We start from the raw sequence: 17,059 nt of genomic DNA, 5'->3' as shown, positions 1-17,059 counted from the left end.
GCTATTAAAAACATAGCATTGATTCAGGGGGCGATCTTTTCCAGGCAATAACCCAGGCCACGCACCGTGGCAATGCGGATCGGGCCTTTCTCGATTTTCTTGCGCAGGCGGTGGATGTAGACCTCAATCGCGTTGTTGCTGACCTCTTCGCCCCACTCACACAGGCGCTCCACCAATTGGTCCTTGCTGACCAGGCGGCCGGCGCGCTGCAGCAGCACTTCCAGCAGGCCCAGTTCGCGCGCCGACAGCTCCACCATCTTGCCGTCGATGGTGGCTACGCGGCCGGCCTGGTCGTAGGTCAGCGGGCCGTGTTTGATGCTGGCCGACGTGGCGCCCATGCCGCGGCGCACCAGGGCGCGCACGCGGGCTTCCAGCTCTTGCAGGCTGAACGGTTTGGCCATGTAGTCGTCGGCGCCGTAGTCCAGGCCCTTGACGCGTTCGTCCACGCTGTCGGCCGCGGTCAGGATCAAGACCGGCAGCGAGGAACCGCGTGCGCGCAGTTTCTTCAGCACTTCCAGCCCGTGCATCTTGGGCAGGCCCAGGTCCAGGATCAGCAGGTCAAATTCGGTGTTGGTCATCAGTGCGGCATCGGCTTCGGTGCCACTGGCCACGTGGTCCACGGCGGCGCCCGCGCTGCGCAGGGCGCGCAGCAGGCCATCGGCCAGCACCTGGTCGTCTTCGGCTATGAGTATTCGCATGGGGTGTCTCCTCGCTGGGGCAGCGTGCGCGTTCTGTTCTGTTTGCCATTCTAGGCGCGTGACCCTTGCGCCAGGCTTGCCTGCCTGCCAGCCGCCGCCGAGCCGTGGGTGGGCATGTCTACTGTCCGCTGTAGGCCTCCAGGCCCAGTGCCACCACGGTGGCCACCTCAGGGCTGACGGCCTGGCGCAGCTCGTCTTCTGCCTGGGCCACCGCTTCCTGGTAGGCACCCAGCCAGGCCAGGCCGGTGGCGGTGAACTGCACGCGGCGCGCCCGTGCATCGGCAGGGTCGTCTTCGCGGCGCACCATGCCCCAAGCCTCGCATTGGGTCACCAGCGTGCCCATGGCCTGCTTGGTCATACCGGCGCGCTGGGCCAGGTCGGTCAGGCGCGAGCCCTCCACTGCCAGGTGCCGCGTGATGTGGATGTGGGCTGCGCCCACCTGCCCGCGCTCTGCCAGGTTGGACAGCCCCAGCGGCACGCCAGGGTGGTGGGCCATGAGCTCCAGTACCCGGGTGTCAAAGCGCGCCAGCGCCAGGCGCAGCCAGTGGCCCAGGTGGTTCTGGCGCCAGGTGTCGTTGTGTTGGAGATGGAAATCTGGCATCGCCAAATGGTAATGCAAACTGACTAATAAATGTATTTACGCAATCCAACGAAGGCGCTTAAACTACTGTTCAAGCATCCAGCCTGTTATTAAAACCAGATTGCTGTGGTGCACCAACCGATTGATTTTCAAGGAGATTTCTCATGGACGCACCCGTTAAGAACCCTAACAACACCAATGGCGCCAACGCCGAAAAAGCCAAGGCCTTGCAAGTGGCCCTGGCCCAGATCGAAAAACAATTCGGCAAGGGCACCATCATGCGGCTGGGTGAGGGCGAGGTGATCGAGGACATCCAGGTCGTCTCCACCGGCTCCCTGGGGCTGGACATTGCCCTGGGCGTGGGTGGCCTGCCCCGTGGCCGCGTGGTTGAAATCTATGGCCCAGAATCCTCCGGCAAAACCACGCTGACCCTGCAAGTGATCGCCGAGATGCAAAAACAAGGCGGCCAATGCGCCTTTGTGGATGCTGAACACGCGCTGGACATCCAGTACGCACAAAAGCTGGGCGTGAACCTGCAAGACCTGCTGATCAGCCAGCCCGACACCGGCGAACAAGCGCTGGAAATCGTGGACAGCCTGGTGCGCTCCGGTGCCGTGGACCTGATCGTGGTCGACTCGGTGGCGGCACTGACGCCCAAGGCCGAACTGGAAGGCGAAATGGGTGATTCCCTGCCTGGCCTGCAAGCCCGGTTAATGAGCCAGGCCTTGCGCAAGCTGACCGCCCATATCAAGAAGACCAATTGCATGGTCATCTTCATCAATCAGATCCGCATGAAGATTGGCGTGATGTTCGGCTCGCCCGAAACCACCACCGGCGGTAATGCGCTGAAGTTTTACGCCTCCGTGCGCCTGGACATTCGCCGCACTGGCACCATCAAAAAGGGTGACGATGCGATTGGCAATGAGACCAAAGTGAAGGTAGTGAAGAACAAGGTCAGCCCTCCGTTCAAGACGGCAGAGTTCGACATCCTGTTTGGCGAGGGCATCAGCCGCCATGGCGAAATCATCGACATGGGTGTGACGGCCGGTATTCTGGAAAAATCTGGTGCCTGGTACGCCTACCAGGGCGAGAAGATCGGCCAAGGCCGTGACAACGCCCGCGAGTTCCTGCGCGAGAACCCGGTGTTGTCGGTGGAGATCGAAAACAAGGTGCGCGAGTCTCTGGGCATTCCCTTGCTGCCGGTGGCCGAGCCCGAAGTCAAAGCCAAGGCCAAAAAGGCCGACAAAGCCGAAAAATCTGAGTAAATAAGCCTCCAGACCGCGTGGATATTGCGCAAGCAGCTATGAAACCAGGAGCAAAGCCGGCACTGTCATTGACCGGTCGAGCCTTGCGCCTGCTCAGTACTCGGGAGCATTCCCGGGTGGAGCTGGAGCGCAAGCTGGCACAGTACGAAGAAGAGCCGGGCGCTGTGGCCAAGGTGCTGGACACCTTGCAGGCCAAGGGGTTTATCAACGAGGCGCGGGTGTTGGAGTCGGTGGTGCACCGGCGGGCATCCAAACTGGGCGCCTCGCGCATCAAGCAGGAGCTGCAGGCCAAGGGGCTGGAGCCGGAGGCGGTGGCTGAGGCTGTCAGTGCGTTGCGCGCCACGGAGTTGGAGCGGGCCCGGGAAATCTGGCGCAAGAAGTTTGGCCGCCAGCCCGCCGATGCTGCGGAACGCGGCAAACAAATGCGTTTTCTGGCTAGCCGCGGCTTTGGTGGAGACACCATCCACAAGGTGGTGTCGGGCGCCGAAGACGATTGAGTTGTCGCGGTACCGCGATTCTTAAATCCCGAGCATCAACTGCAGGTTTTGCACCGCTGCGCCACTGGCACCCTTGCCCAGGTTGTCCAGGCGCGCTACCAGCACCGCATGGGCAAAGCCGTCTTTGGCGGCGTCATTGGCAAACACGCGGAGTTCCAGCTTGTTGGTGTCGGCAAGGGCGGCTGCATCCAGCTTGAGGTCGGGCGTCACAGGTTCCACAGTCACCCAGGTGCTGCCCGCGTAGTGTTTGGCCAGCGCGGCGTGCAGATCGTGTGCGGTGGGTTGACCGGGCAGCGTGTCCAGGTGCAAAGGCAGCTGCACCAACATGCCCTGTTTGAAGTTGCCGACCGAAGGCACAAACAGCGGCCGACGTGTCAGGCCTGTGTACTGCATGATTTCAGGAATGTGTTTGTGCTTCAGGCCCAGCGCGTACAACTCGTAGGGTGCTGCCGTGCCGTGTTCATAGGCCTCGATCATGGTGCGTCCGCCGCCCGAATAACCACTCACCGACGGCAAGCACACTGGAAAGTCAGCCGGCAGCAGGCCCGCATCCACCAGCGGCCGAATCAGCGCAATCGCGCCGGTGGCGTAGCAACCCGGGTTGCTGACACGGCGGGCGTTCACCACCGCGTCGCGTTGGCCAGCGGCCAGCTCGGGAAAACCATACACCCAACCAGTCGCCGTGCGGTGCGCGGTGGAGGCATCAATGATGCGCGGACCGGGGCGTCCGGTTTCTTTCTCCAGCCCGTCGACCATGGCCACCATTTCGAAGGCCGCGTCATCGTGCAGGCAGAGTACGACCAGGTCGGCTTGTGCGACCAAGGCGCGCTTGGCTTGGAGGTCTTTGCGCAGTGCGGGATCGATGCTGAGGAGCTCGACCTGCGGCATGGCCTGCAGGCGTTCCCGGATTTGCAGGCCGGTGGTACCGGCTTCGCCGTCGATAAAGATTTTTTTCATGGTCAGGGTCGAAAATCAGTGCATGGCCAGAGGCAGAAAGCCGGGTTGTATACAGCAGCCGTAAGCCTCGCACAAGTATTGTGCATCGCACCATGATACAGTCGGAGGCTGATGTGTCCAGTGCCATGCACTCGCAATTTCATGTTGCGGCATGGTGAAAATTGTCCAGTCCAGAGAGAGACGTCATGAAGATTCACGAGTACCAAGGCAAGGAAATCTTGCGCCAGTTCGGTGTGCCGGTGCCTCGCGGCATCCCCGCTTTCACAGTGCAAGAAGCGGTGGAAGCCGCTCAGAAACTTGGTGGCCCAGTCTGGGTTGTCAAGGCGCAAATCCACGCAGGTGGACGCGGCAAGGGCGGTGGCGTGAAGGTGGCCAAGTCCATCGACGACGTCAAACGCCTGGCCACTGAAATTTTGGGCATGCAGCTCAAAACGCACCAAACCGGTCCTGAAGGCCAGAAGGTCCGCCGCCTCTACATCGAAGACGGCGCTGACATCAAGAATGAACTGTATGTGTCGCTGGTGACCGACCGCGCTACCCAGAAGGTGGCCCTGATCGCGTCGAGCGAAGGCGGCATGGACATTGAGGAAGTGGCCCATTCCACACCTGAAAAGATCGTGACCGAAATGATCGATCCTCTGGCTGGTATCACCACTGAGCAGAGCAAAAAAGTGGCCGCAGCCATCGGCCTGACCGGCGCTTCCATCGACCAGGCCGTAGACATCTTCGCCAAGATTTACAAGTGCTACATGGACACCGATGCGTCGCTGGTGGAAATCAACCCGCTGAACTGCGACTCCAAGGGCAATTTGATGGCCCTGGACGCCAAGTTCAACTTGGACCCCAACGCGCTGTTCCGTCACCCAGAAATCGTGGCTTACCGCGATCTGGACGAAGAAGACGCCGCCGAAGTCGAAGCCTCGAAGTTTGACCTGGCTTACATCAGCCTGGACGGCAATATCGGCTGCCTGGTGAACGGCGCTGGCTTGGCCATGGCCACCATGGATACCATCAAGTTGTACGGCGCTGAGCCTGCCAACTTTTTGGACGTGGGCGGCGGTGCCACCCCCGAGAAAGTGACCGAAGCCTTCAAGATCATGTTGAAGAACCCCAAGGTCGAGGCCATCATGGTCAACATCTTCGGCGGCATCATGAAATGCGACACCATCGCCACTGGCGTGATCACTGCCTGCAAGGCCGTGAACCTGTCCGTGCCTTTGGTGGTGCGCATGAAGGGCACCAACGAAGACCTGGGCAAAAAGATGCTGGCCGAGTCCGGCTTGCCCATCATCAGCGCCGACAGCATGGCCGAAGCGGCCGAAAAAGTTGTTGCAGCCGTAAAAGCACGTTGAAGACCGCCCGCTAAGGAAACACCATGTCGATTTTTATCAACAAAGACACCAAAGTCATCACCCAGGGTATCACCGGCAAGACCGGCCAGTTCCACACTGAAAAGTGCCAGGAATACGCAAACGGCAAGAACGCCTTTGTGGCAGGCGTGAACCCCAAGAAGGCCGGCGAGTCGATCTTCAACATTCCAATCTATGCCTCCGTGAAGGAAGCTGCATCGGAAACTGGCGCTACGGTGTCGGTGATCTATGTGCCGCCATCTGGCGCCGCAGCCGCCATCTGGGAAGCTGTCGAGGCCGATCTGGACTTGGCGATCTGCATTACCGAAGGCATTCCTGTGCGTGACATGCTGGAAGTGCGCAACCGCATGAAGGCCAAGGAAGCTGCCGGCGGCAAGAAGACCTTGCTGCTGGGCCCCAACTGCCCTGGTTTGATCACGCCTGACGAAATCAAGATCGGCATCATGCCCGGTCACATCCACCGCAAGGGCCGCATTGGTGTAGTGTCCCGCTCCGGTACCCTGACCTATGAAGCCGTGGCGCAACTGACCGAAATCGGTCTGGGCCAATCGTCTGCTGTTGGTATTGGTGGCGACCCCATCAACGGCTTGAAGCACATCGACGTGATGCAAGCCTTCAACGAAGATCCAGATACCGACGCCGTCATCATGATCGGTGAAATCGGTGGACCTGACGAAGCCGAAGCCGCTCGCTGGTGCAAGCTGAACATGAAGAAGCCGATTGTTGGCTTCATTGCTGGTGTGACCGCCCCTCCCGGCAAGCGCATGGGCCACGCAGGTGCCCTGATCTCCGGTGGCGCAGATACCGCAGATGCCAAGCTGGCTGTGATGGAAGAGTGCGGCTTCAAGGTCACACGCAATCCGTCTGAAATGGCCAAATTGCTCAAGGCCATGCTGTAAGCATGTCTGTATGGGGAAGGTCAGGCATCTGACCTTCACACAAGCCGGATGTCCTGAGGGACAATCCGGCTTTCGTATTTTGGAGTGGCGCACTCCGCACAAGGACTACCGTGGAAGAATTTCTAACAGCACATTTCTGGTTTGCCGTCGGTCAGATCATCATGATCGACATTCTGTTGGGTGGTGACAACGCCGTGGTGATTGCCTTGGCCTGCCGCAAATTGCCAGCGCATCAGCGCACCAAAGGCATTTTGTGGGGGACTGCTGGGGCGATCGTTTTGCGCGTGATATTGATCGCATTTGCGTTGACCTTGCTGCAGGTTCCGTATCTGAAGCTTGTTGGTGCGGCTCTGTTGTTGTGGATTGGCGTCAAATTGTTGGCGCCCCATGATGAGGATGAGCATTCCAACATCCAGGGCAGTGACAAGCTGTGGGCGGCGGTCAAAACCGTGATCGTGGCCGACTTGGTCATGAGCGTGGACAACGTGATTGCCATTGCGGGTGCGGCAACCGGTGCGGGCGGTGATCACCAGCTGCCATTGGTGATTTTTGGCCTGCTGGTAAGCATTCCCATCATCATTTGGGGGAGCCAGCTGGTTCTCAAGCTGATGGACCGCTTCCCCCTGATCATCACCGTGGGCGGCATGTTGCTGGGTTGGATCGCCGGGACCATGGCCCATGGAGACCCCGCCATGAAGGACGTATTGCCCCAAACCGCCGTCTGGAACTATGGTTTGGGTATTGCGGGTGCTTTGCTGGTCTATGCCCTGGGTTATCTCAGCCGCAAACGTGCAACAACGGTTGCAGAATAGATCGTACTCCCGCTCATCGCTCTGAGTTCCCGCTTATCAAAAAGCGGGAATTGCGATGACTTATCGCCTTGTGAAGGGCCTGACTGTCTGATACTGTTACAACTTTGCAGCGTCCTCTGTATGGAAGGCGCTGTGGCTTATGTAGCTGGTGAAAATCAGCTTCACACAGGGTGAGGGGTGGCGAGTGGCGAAACGTTTTTCAAAAGCACAGGTGTTTTGGCGTACCGATTGGTTCGCCGGCATTGCCGTGGTGCTTGCCGCGGTCGGGTTGCACATCGCCACTGATTTTGTCGGTACTTTGGAGCGCCGCTTTTACGACTTTGCAAGTACCAGTACTTCGCGCCAGCCATCTGATCGCATTGCTGTGATTGCCATTGACGATCAGAGCATTGCCAATATCGGACGCTGGCCATGGCCTAGAGATGTGCACGCCAAGCTGATTGACCAACTGGCGGCTGCCAAAGCCAAGACCATTGCGCATACGGCGTTCTTTATCGAGCCACAGGTGGACCCCGGCTTACAGTTCATCCGTAAGATGAAGGCTGTAATCAATACGCCTGGGGACGGTGCAGCGCCCAGTGTCCAATTGGTTCAGCTTATTTCGGAAGCCGAGCAGGCATTGGATACCGATGCCAAGTTGGCGGCTAGTGTGCAAGCTGCGGGTAGTGTGTTGCTGCCTTCGGTGTATGTTTTGGGTGAGCCGCAGGGCCGCCCCGACGAGCCCCTGCCGGCCTACGCTGCTAAGAGTGCGGTAGATGAAAGCAGTGGTTACTCCGTTTTGGCCCAGCGGGGTCAGCAGCCACTGGAGTCATTGGGAAGCGTAGCCGCGGGTATCGGGCATCTGAATCAATTTCCTGACGTGGATGGCGCTGTGCGTTTGGAGCCCCTGCTCGTGAATTTTTACGGGAAGGCGATTCCGTCGATGGCGCTGTTGGCTGCTGTCCACAGTTTGAATTTGAGCGCGGCTGACATTCGATTGAATGTCGGCGAGTCTGTGCAGATCGGGCGCTTGAAAGTGAAAACCGATGAGGCTGCTTTGATGCTTCCCCAGTTTTACAAGGGACATGAAGGCAAGCCTGCGTTTGCAGTAGATTCTTTTTACGATGTCTTGAGCGGCAAGATCCCGGCAAGCAAATACACCGACAAAATCGTAATTATTGGTGCAACTGCGGCAGGTGTGGGGGTGCAATTTCCTGTGCCAGGACACGCTTCGCTGTCTCCCGCAGAAACCATTGCACACATCACTTCCAGCATATTGAGTGAGCATTTTATTGTTCAGCCGGGGTGGGGTGTTTGGGCCAGCTTGGGGGCGTTTTTGCTGGTGGCGGCCTATATTGTGTGGGCGCTGCCAAGGATGGGCGCTGGCGCAGCAGCGGCAGTGACTTTGGGGGCATTTGTCCTACTGTTGCTCTTGGAGTTTGGTTTGCTATCGGGCGGCGCTGTCTGGATCAAGCTGGTGTTTCCTGCGGCAGTGCTGGTACTTGGACATCTTGCCTTGACCACCAAACGGTTTTTGATGACGGAGGCTGGCAAGGTTAAAGCAGACGAGGAATCCGCAGAAACCAACCGCATGATGGGTCTGGCCTTGCAGGGGCAAGGGCAGCTGGACATGGCGTTTGATCGATTTCGGCGAGTTCCCATGGGCGACGCGTTAATGGGCAATCTGTATAGCTTGGCGTTGGATTTCGAGCGCAAGCGTCAATTCAATAAAGCTGAGTCGGTGTACGAGCACATGGCTGCATTTGATGCTTCTTACAAGGACATCAAGGCCAAGTTGAACCGCGCTAAAAATCTGTCTGAAACGGTGATTCTGGGTAGTGGTGGCCATCCAGGTGGCACCATGCTGCTGGATGGCGGCGCAGTCGAAAAACCGATGCTGGGGCGCTACCAGGTGGAGAAAGAGCTGGGCAAGGGTGCTATGGGTGTGGTCTATCTTGGGAAAGACCCCAAGATTGGCCGTGTAGTGGCTATCAAAACCATGGCCTTAAGCCAGGAGTTTGCCGGAGAAGAGCTTACGGATGCCCGTGAGCGATTTTTCCGAGAAGCAGAGACGGCTGGGCGCCTGCAGCACCAGAATATCGTCACCATTTTTGATGCGGGCGAAGAACACGATTTGGCCTATATCGCCATGGAGTTCCTGAAGGGACGCGATTTGGTGGATTATTGCAAGGGAGGTAGTTTGCTTCCCGTGCCATTGGTTGCCAGCATTGTGGCAAGGGTGGCGGAGGCCTTGGCCTATGCCCACAAGCAGATGGTGGTGCACCGGGATATCAAGCCCGCCAACATCATGTATGAGCGGGAGAGCGATACCGTCAAGGTAACCGATTTCGGTATTGCCCGTATTACGGATTCCAGTAAAACAAAAACTGGCTTGGTTTTGGGGACCCCCAGTTTTATGTCCCCTGAGCAGCTGGCGGGAAAGAAAGTGGACGGTCGTTCAGATTTGTATTCTCTGGGCGTCATGCTTTTTCAAATGTTGACGGGTGTTCTGCCTTTTCGTGGGGACTCCATGGCCGAATTGATGTTCAAAATTGCCAACGAAGAGGCGCCGGATGTTCGCGCCATTCGTCCAGAAATACCCGAAGAGTTGGCGCGTATCGTGGCTTTGATGTTGCACAAACGCCCAGAGTTGCGTTACCAAGACGGGGGGCAGGTTGCGCTTGATTTGCGCAGTGCTGTGACTGACGGTATGTTGGGCGCAACTCCAAGTGTGCCTCTGGCCCAAGCGTCTCAGCCCGATTTTGCGGCAACCAACCCCAATTCGACGCCCGTGTATGACCGTACGGTGGCACAAACCGCCGTTCGTGATGCTGGCGCCCCCCCATCCGGGTCTACCGATATAGAGATTTGACTGCGCAATGATGTACCAGTTTTATGCCCACACGGATCCGGGCCGTGCCAGAGACAACAACGAAGATTCCGTTGCATTTGAAGAGAATGCCAAGGTGGCCGTATTGGCGGATGGCATGGGCGGATATAACGCGGGAGAAATTGCCAGTGGGATGGCCACCGCGTTTATCAAGTCCGAGCTAAGCCGATGGTTGCTGGAGGCGGGGGCGACTGCGCAGGCCAAGGAGGTGCGCCGTGCCATGGAGATCTGTGTTGACAATGCCAATATGGCCATCTTCAACTCGGCCAACTCCAATGCGGCGTACGCTGGTATGGGCACCACCTTGGTCGTGGGTGTTTTTCAGGATGATCGCCTCTTGCTGGGGCATATTGGCGACTCTCGCTGCTACCGCTTGCGCGACGGCACGTTGACTCAAATTACCAAGGACCACTCTTTGCTGCAGGAGCAGATCGACGCAGGGCTGATTTCTGTAGAGCAAGCAGCCACTTCTTCCATCAAAAATCTGGTGACACGCGCCTTGGGCGTAGAAGATGCAGTTGCGCTGGATGTCAATGAGCACGTGGTCGAACCGGGCGACTTGTATCTTATGTGCTCAGACGGCCTCTCGGATATGGTCGCCGACGAACTAATCGCTAGAATCGTATGCGAGAACGCGGGCTTGGACCAAAAGGCGGATTTGCTCATTTCTGCCGCCAATGACAATGGCGGTCGTGACAATATCTCGGTTTTGATGGTCTCGGTAAGCGAGGCAGCGGAACGGCGGGGTTTATTTGCCAGGCTGCTAGGGAAGTAGAGTACTGAGATTTTCCACAAACCAATTACAGGAAAAGGAGTCGATCATGCCGAAGATGATCGTTTCGATCGATGAGGTCGTGATCAAGGAAGTTCAGCTTACCAAAGACCGTACCACCTTGGGACGTCGTCCCTACAACGATATTGTTATTGATAACTTGGCCGTGAGTGGTGAGCATGCAGTGTTGTTGATGACGGGTAGTGAAGTGTTTTTGGAGGATCTCAATAGCACCAATGGCACCTATATCAATGGCAAGGCTGTGAAAAAGCAGCAGTTGCAAAACGGTGATGGCATTGAGATTGGCAAGTACAAAATCAAGTTCGTTGGTGATGGTGCCGCTGAGAATTTTGACAAGACCATGGTGGTTCGGGCACGTCCTGCGGTGACTCCCCAGAGTGCCCCTGCATCGGGTTATCCGACAGCAGCGGGTGATTCCATGGGTTTGGGGGCTTTTCATGCCGCCATCAAGGTTCTGTCTGGCGCAGCCTCTGGGCGTGAGGTCCCTTTGACCAAAGTGGTTACGACCATTGGGAAGCCGGGCGTGGCCGTTGCGGCGATTACCCGTCGGCAGCACGGCTACGTGGTGCACCATGTTGAAGGCGCAGGAAATCCCACCTTGAACGGGTCGCCTATTGGTTCAGATCCCATTTCGCTAAAAAACGGTGACTTGGTGGAGTTGGCTGGGACTCAAATGCAGTTTGTTCAAACCTGACCATTGTCCAGTCAGTAGACCTGGCCGTTCCCTCCATTTGATGCCGGTAGGTCTTCTATGAAATCCATTGCAAAGCATTGGCGCAGGATCGCGGTAACGCTGATACCGGTGCTTTTCGCTTTGCTGCATGCGGTTGGTGTAGCCCGTATCGATGTCTTGCAGCGTCTTGATGACATCATTTACGATGCCCGCCTGCGTGCGACCATGCCGCGGACCTTGGATGATCGTGTGGTGATCGTCGATATTGACGAAAAAAGCCTTGCGGAGCTTGGGCGCTGGCCTTGGGGGCGTAACAAGCTTGCCGAACTGGTGGATACCTTGTTTGAAGACCAGCAAGTCGCCATTCTCGGGTTTGATGTGGTGTTTGCGGAAGCAGACGAGAGCTCTGGCCTGACGCGATTGAACCAGCTGGCCAGCCAGGAATTGAAAGACTATCCAGGGTTTTCAGAGCGGCTGAGGCAACTGCAGCCTGACCTGGATTTTGACGCTGCGTTTGCGCGTGCGATCGCGAATCGCCCTGTTGTGATGGGTTATTACCTGACCAGCGATAAAGACGGTCGATCCAACGGGGTGTTGCCTGCACCGGCTTTGCGCCAATCGGCTTTGCAAGGACGGCAGATCAAAGCGACCTCTTGGACGGGGTATGGCGCAAACATTGACAAGTTGGCCCAAGCAGCACCCATGGCGGGGTTCTTCAACTCCATCACGGACGGTGACGGTGTGGTTCGCTCTTTGCCTTTGCTCGCAGAGTACAAAGGTGAATACTACGAATCCATTGCACTCGCCATGTTTCGCGTGATTGCAGGCATGCCAACTGTGGCGCCAGGGTTCTCCAATGAGCGGTTCTTGGCCAAAACCTACCAAGGGATGGATAGGGTTTTGTTGAAGCAGGGGGACAAAGCCCTTGCGATTCCTGTGGACGAACGCGTGGCAACTTTGGTCCCCTACCGAGGATATGGGGGCGTTAATGGGGGCTCTTTCCGCTACATCTCTGCGGCTGATATTGTGAGCAAGAGAGTGCCGTCTGGTGCATTAAAGGGAAAGATGGTGCTGCTCGGTACTACTGCGCCGGGATTGTTGGATTTGCGGGTCACTCCGGTTGGGGAGACGTATCCCGGGGTGGAGACCCATGCCAACATTATTTCGGCACTGCTGGATGGCAATGTACTGGTGAAACCGGACTATGCCGTGGGTTACGAGGTCGTCATGGTGTTGCTGTCTGGTCTACTGCTGGCGATCGGTTTGCCATTGCTTTCGGCCCCGCGGGCAGTTTTGCTCAGTGTGGTGGTGCTGGGCTTGTTGGCCAGTATGAACCTGTGGCTCTATCTGGGTTACGGATTGGTCCTTCCATTGGCGTCGGTGCTTACCATGGCCGTCACCGCATTTGGTTTGAACATGAGTTACGGCTATTTTGTAGAAAGCCGCTCCAAACGTGAACTTGCCAATCTATTTGGAACCTATGTGCCGCCGGAGTTGGTGGATGAAATGCTGAAAGATCCAGACAGCTACAGCATGCAGGCGGCCAACCGCGAGTTGACAGTGATGTTTTGCGACATGCGCGGATTTACCAAAATGTCCGAACAAATGGAGCCTACGCAGCTGCAAGCCTTGTTGACCGGTGTATTCAGTCGGCTAACGACACTCATTCGTGCCAATCGTGGGACGATTGACAAATACATGGGTGATTGCGTGATGGCCTTTTGGGGGGCGCCGGTGGAGACTGCGGAGCATGCCCATTTGGCAGTGAAGTCTGCCATGGAAATGGCGAATGCTGTCCGAGAGATTAATGCCGAACATCGAGCCAATGGTTTGCCGGAGATCGGTATCGGTATTGGACTGAACACCGGAACCATGTGTGTTGGGGACATGGGCTCCAATATCCGGAGAAGTTATACCGTGATTGGCGATGCGGTGAATTTGGGGTCCCGATTGGAGGGGCTCTCCAAAGTCTACGGAGTAGACATTGTGGTCAGTGAGAACGCTAAAAAACTGGCTCCTGATTTTGCATGGCAAGAGTTGGACAAGGTGCGTGTGAAGGGCAAGGAACAGGCCGTATCGATCTACTGGCCTCTGGCCCCTTTGGATCGCATCAGTCCCGAAGTCACTGAGGAAGTGAAAACGTGGTCCTCATTCTTGCGGGCCTACCGTGCTCAAAACTGGGACCAGGCCGACGTGCTGTTAATTAACTTAATGCGCATGAACGCCAAAAAATACCTTTACCAACTCTATTCTGAAAGAGTAGCCTCCATGCGTTTGCTGCCATTTGACCCCGCGTGGGATGGTGCAACCAATTTCGAAACCAAATAGGGCATCACTTGTGAAAGTCCGTGTACTGGGTTGCTCTGGCGCCATTGCCCGAGATTGCAAAACCACATCGTTTCTGATTGACGGTCGGATACTGGTGGATGCGGGGACCGGTGTGGGCGATCTGACGCTGGCGGAAATGGCGGCTATTGATGGTGTGTTTTTGTCGCACTCCCATTTGGATCACATTGCTGCGTTGCCGTTGATGGTGGATGCCGTCGCTTCGCAGCGTAGTCAACCGCTGAATATTTATGCACTCGCCGGCACTATTGCCGCACTGAAGGCACATATTTTTAATGACGTGATATGGCCTGATTTCTCGCGCATACCCACTGCGCAAGCGCCATTTATCCGGTTCGTGGAAGTGGCGATTGGTGAATGTGTTCGTTTGTTTGGCAAAACTATTGAGATATTGCCCGCTACACATACCGTGCCGGCCGCCGGTTTTGCTGTGAACGCCGGTGCTGGAAACTGGGTTTTTACAGGGGATACAGAGCGAAACCCAGCTTTGTGGGCCCGCATCAACCAGTTGCCAGTGGCCATGCTGGTCATAGAAACGGCCTTTAGTAACCGTGAAAAGGACTTGGCTAAGAAAAGCCTGCACCTTTCACCGCACTCCTTGTCGCAGGAGCTGGACTGTATTGCCAAGGGCGTGCGCTTCCCTATTTTTATTACCCATACCAAACCCGCGGAAACCGAGCTGATCATGGCGGAGATACAGCGCTTTGATCAGACGCAGCCTTTTGGCCCGGATGTCATGCATGACATCCGTTGGTTGCGCGCGGGACAGGAGTTCGATCTATGAGTTCAGTCATCCAACCCGCAGGCGCAGAGCAGGCATTTTTTGAATCACAAAAACTGCCGTCCAGAAAAAGAGGGATGACGTTTGAGGCGCTGTTCTACCGCCAACTGCATCAAGTTACCGCACGTATTCACGAAACTGAAAATATCGAGCAAATCATGCTCGAAACCAGCCAGGAAATTTGCAAACTGCTCAATGCAGACCGGTTGACTTTATACGCGGTAAGTGAAGATCAGGCCTCCATTGTTTCCAAAATCAAGACAGGTTTGAACAGTAGTCGGGACTTGAAGTTACCCATTTCTCCGCAGAGTCTGGCGGGATACGCTGCTTACAGCAAGGCCGCGCTTAATTTGCTCGACGTCTACGATGAAGAGGCGCTGCGGCGTATCCATCCTGCTTTGTCCTTTCTGAAGGAGGTGGACAAGCGTTCGGGCTACCGGACCAAGCAGATGTTGGTGGCTCCAATCATGGATGGAAATAGCCTGCATGGCGTTTTGCAGGTTATCAACAACAAAAATGATGAGCCCTTTGGTGAGTTGGAGGTGGATGGTGTCACCGAACTTTGCAAGACGCTGGCTACTGCGATTCGTCAGCGTCTTAAAAAGACCACCGAAGGCAGTGGCGTTAAAAAAGCCACCAAGTTTGATAGTCTTGTCGCAGACGGTCTGCTGGCAGAGCAAGAACTGCGTAACAGCATCGAAGAGGCTCGCTCGGAAGGGCATTCGATTGAGGCGACCTTGATGTCCGACTTCGGGCTTAGTCCAGCTTTGTTGGGCGGAGCGTTGGCCAAGTTTTTTGGTGTGGCCTATGAGCCCTTCAATGCGGGTCGCATACGTTCTGAGATGTTGCATGGGGCGCTCAAGCGTGAATTCATCGTGGAGCAGGGATGGATTCCTTTGGAGGAGTCGCCTGAGGGGTTAGTGATCATGTGCCTGGATCCAGAGGCCGTACGGGGTTCGCGGGTCGTCCCCCAGGTGTTCCCTAGGTCTAGCAAATTCTCTTACCGCGTCACAACCCAGACGGAATTCAAAGACACATTGGCCCAGTTGTTTGGTGCATCGGCAGACAGCAGCACCATCGACCAATTGTTGGCGGACATGGACGGGGCGCCGATTGACGATGGCTCCAATGATGACTCCCTTGAGTCCGCTGCTGCGGACAACGAGTTGGTCAAGTTCGTCAACAAAGTGATCATCGACGCCTACAACCAGAAAGTATCGGACATTCATATTGAGCCGATGCCAGGCAAACTAAAAACTGGTATTCGTTTTCGTATCGACGGGAGTTTGGTTCCCTATGTGGAGGTGCCCGCGCACTTTCGCCAAGCAATGGTCACGCGTCTCAAGATCATGTGCGATCTCGATATTTCGGAGCGCCGCAAACCGCAGGACGGAAAAATCAAGTTCAAGAAGTACGGTCCACTGGATATAGAGCTTCGCGTAGCCACCATTCCATCGGCGGGGGGGGTTGAGGATGTGGTGATGCGGATTTTGGCGGCTGGAGAGCCCATTCCGCTGGAAAAACTTGGGTTGACGGCCCACAACAAGGCGAGACTGGAAGCAACTGTTAGCAAACCTTATGGTTTGTTTTATGTATGCGGCCCTACAGGCTCCGGTAAAACAACTACCTTGCACTCGATTCTGAAGTTTCTGAATACGCCGGACACGAAGATCTGGACGGCGGAGGATCCGGTTGAAATCACGCAAAAGGGTTTGCGCCAAGTACAAATCAACAAGAAAGCGGGAATCGACTTTGCGCTGGTCATGCGCGCGTTCTTGCGTGCGGACCCTGACATCATCATGGTGGGTGAGTCGCGCGACAAAGAAACCGTGTCGATGGGGGTGGAGGCCTCCTTGACCGGGCATATGGTGTTTTCGACCTTGCACACCAACTCCGCGCCTGAGTCTATTACCCGCCTACTCGATATGGGGATGGACCCCTTCAACTTTGCAGATGCACTCTTGGGCATCTTGGCGCAGCGGTTGGCCAAGAAATTGTGCGATTGCAAGCAGGCTTACATGCCGGAGGCGGAAGAGCTCCGCTTGTTCGCTGCGGAGTATGCCGAGGAACTGCGCCACTCCCAAGCGTGGAAGGCAGACTATGCGGGCGAATCCAAGAAGATGATTGACAAATGGGTGCAAGCCTACGGTGAAGGCGGTCAACTCAAGTTTTATAAAGCCGTTGGTTGCGATAAGTGCAATAGCTCAGGCTACAAAGGCCGGGTCGGCCTGCATGAGTTAATGGTCGCGGATGACGCTGTAAAGAAGCTAATTCAGGAGCGGGCTCGGGTGGCGGAGCTGTTTGCTGCGGCTGTTGAAGGAGGCATGCGGACCCTCAAGATGGATGGGATGGAGAAGGTGATGATGGGGCTGACCGACTTGAAGATGGTTCGGCAGGTGTGTATTAAGTGACAAAAATGTTCTTCGCTCGGTGAGCGGGCGTGTCAAATCACCTTCTGGTGTACATAAAAGACGTTTTTGCTGGCGATTTCATGATTTCGGGTTGGCACGAAGTCTGCT

Annotated in this window: 14 protein-coding genes; 11 read left to right on the top strand and 3 right to left on the bottom strand. The window is 56.3% G+C overall.

Annotated elements, in window-relative coordinates:
* Positions 1-23: 23 nt before the first annotated feature.
* Positions 24-698 (bottom strand): response regulator, encoded by a 675-nt coding sequence (locus AC097A_RS13370; RefSeq protein WP_094481361.1) that lies wholly within the window; start codon positions 696-698, stop codon positions 24-26.
* Positions 699-816: 118 nt separating this feature from the next.
* Complete coding sequence (locus tag AC097A_RS13365; RefSeq protein WP_479621214.1) at positions 817-1,299, bottom strand: MarR family winged helix-turn-helix transcriptional regulator; 483 nt, start codon at positions 1,297-1,299, stop codon at positions 817-819.
* Between the two features lie 143 nt (positions 1,300-1,442).
* Between AC097A_RS13365 and recA the strand changes: the two genes are divergently transcribed.
* Together recA and recX are read left to right on the top strand one after the other, a co-directional pair.
* Positions 1,443-2,543 (top strand): recombinase RecA, encoded by a 1,101-nt coding sequence (gene recA / locus AC097A_RS13360; RefSeq protein WP_315494394.1) that lies wholly within the window; start codon positions 1,443-1,445, stop codon positions 2,541-2,543.
* A gap of 38 nt (positions 2,544-2,581) precedes the next feature.
* Complete coding sequence (gene recX / locus AC097A_RS13355) at positions 2,582-3,040, top strand: recombination regulator RecX (RefSeq protein ID WP_479621213.1); 459 nt, start codon at positions 2,582-2,584, stop codon at positions 3,038-3,040.
* 21 nt (positions 3,041-3,061) lie between these two features.
* Here recX and argC read toward each other — a convergent pair whose 3' ends face one another.
* Positions 3,062-3,997: an N-acetyl-gamma-glutamyl-phosphate reductase gene (gene argC / locus AC097A_RS13350; protein WP_479621212.1), complete on the bottom strand. Its 936-nt coding sequence runs from the start codon at positions 3,995-3,997 to the stop codon at positions 3,062-3,064.
* Between the two features lie 185 nt (positions 3,998-4,182).
* Here argC and sucC point away from each other — a divergent pair, with 185 nt between their 5' ends.
* From sucC to AC097A_RS13305, 9 genes are all read left to right on the top strand, one after another.
* The gene (sucC, locus tag AC097A_RS13345; RefSeq protein ID WP_479621211.1) at positions 4,183-5,349 is read left to right on the top strand and encodes an ADP-forming succinate--CoA ligase subunit beta; all 1,167 of its coding nucleotides are present in this window, start codon (positions 4,183-4,185) and stop codon (positions 5,347-5,349) included.
* Positions 5,350-5,372: 23 nt separating this feature from the next.
* On the top strand, positions 5,373-6,266 hold the full coding sequence (gene sucD / locus AC097A_RS13340; RefSeq protein ID WP_105262954.1) for a succinate--CoA ligase subunit alpha: 894 nt from the start codon (positions 5,373-5,375) through the stop codon (positions 6,264-6,266).
* A 110-nt stretch (positions 6,267-6,376) separates the two neighbouring features.
* Positions 6,377-7,078, top strand: a complete 702-nt coding sequence (locus tag AC097A_RS13335; RefSeq protein ID WP_105262955.1) for a TerC family protein — start codon at positions 6,377-6,379, stop codon at positions 7,076-7,078.
* Between the two features lie 184 nt (positions 7,079-7,262).
* Complete coding sequence (locus AC097A_RS13330; RefSeq protein ID WP_479621210.1) at positions 7,263-9,929, top strand: CHASE2 domain-containing serine/threonine-protein kinase; 2,667 nt, start codon at positions 7,263-7,265, stop codon at positions 9,927-9,929.
* A 7-nt stretch (positions 9,930-9,936) separates the two neighbouring features.
* On the top strand, positions 9,937-10,722 hold the full coding sequence (locus tag AC097A_RS13325) for a Stp1/IreP family PP2C-type Ser/Thr phosphatase (protein ID WP_479621209.1): 786 nt from the start codon (positions 9,937-9,939) through the stop codon (positions 10,720-10,722).
* 46 nt (positions 10,723-10,768) lie between these two features.
* On the top strand, positions 10,769-11,434 hold the full coding sequence (locus tag AC097A_RS13320; RefSeq protein WP_105262957.1) for an FHA domain-containing protein: 666 nt from the start codon (positions 10,769-10,771) through the stop codon (positions 11,432-11,434).
* Positions 11,435-11,491: 57 nt separating this feature from the next.
* Positions 11,492-13,741, top strand: a complete 2,250-nt coding sequence (locus AC097A_RS13315; RefSeq protein WP_479621208.1) for a CHASE2 domain-containing protein — start codon at positions 11,492-11,494, stop codon at positions 13,739-13,741.
* A 10-nt stretch (positions 13,742-13,751) separates the two neighbouring features.
* A complete protein-coding gene (locus AC097A_RS13310) occupies positions 13,752-14,543 on the top strand; it encodes a 3',5'-cyclic-nucleotide phosphodiesterase (protein ID WP_479621207.1) in 792 nt (263 codons plus the stop codon).
* Complete coding sequence (locus AC097A_RS13305) at positions 14,540-16,951, top strand: ATPase, T2SS/T4P/T4SS family (protein ID WP_479621206.1); 2,412 nt, start codon at positions 14,540-14,542, stop codon at positions 16,949-16,951. The genes AC097A_RS13310 and AC097A_RS13305 overlap by 4 nt, the downstream gene beginning before the upstream one ends.
* Positions 16,952-17,059 lie beyond the last annotated feature (108 nt).

Source organism: Rhodoferax sp. XS2R6, assembly GCF_056521365.1.
This window is presented reverse-complemented; position numbering and strand designations above follow the sequence as displayed.

Bases quoted from the DNA above. Each gene is read 5' to 3' on its own strand.
- AC097A_RS13305 (WP_479621206.1), top strand. From the start codon at position 14,540: ATGAGTTCAGTCATCCAACCCGCAGGCGCAGAGCAGGCATTTTTTGAA.
- AC097A_RS13325 (WP_479621209.1), top strand. From the start codon at position 9,937: ATGATGTACCAGTTTTATGCCCACACGGATCCGGGCCGTGCCAGAGAC.
- recA (WP_315494394.1), top strand. From the start codon at position 1,443: ATGGACGCACCCGTTAAGAACCCTAACAACACCAATGGCGCCAACGCC.
- sucD (WP_105262954.1), top strand. From the start codon at position 5,373: ATGTCGATTTTTATCAACAAAGACACCAAAGTCATCACCCAGGGTATC.
- sucC (WP_479621211.1), top strand. From the start codon at position 4,183: ATGAAGATTCACGAGTACCAAGGCAAGGAAATCTTGCGCCAGTTCGGT.
- AC097A_RS13370 (WP_094481361.1), bottom strand. From the start codon at position 698: ATGCGAATACTCATAGCCGAAGACGACCAGGTGCTGGCCGATGGCCTG.
- AC097A_RS13315 (WP_479621208.1), top strand. From the start codon at position 11,492: ATGAAATCCATTGCAAAGCATTGGCGCAGGATCGCGGTAACGCTGATA.
- AC097A_RS13320 (WP_105262957.1), top strand. From the start codon at position 10,769: ATGCCGAAGATGATCGTTTCGATCGATGAGGTCGTGATCAAGGAAGTT.
- argC (WP_479621212.1), bottom strand. From the start codon at position 3,997: ATGAAAAAAATCTTTATCGACGGCGAAGCCGGTACCACCGGCCTGCAA.
- AC097A_RS13365 (WP_479621214.1), bottom strand. From the start codon at position 1,299: ATGCCAGATTTCCATCTCCAACACAACGACACCTGGCGCCAGAACCAC.
- recX (WP_479621213.1), top strand. From the start codon at position 2,582: ATGAAACCAGGAGCAAAGCCGGCACTGTCATTGACCGGTCGAGCCTTG.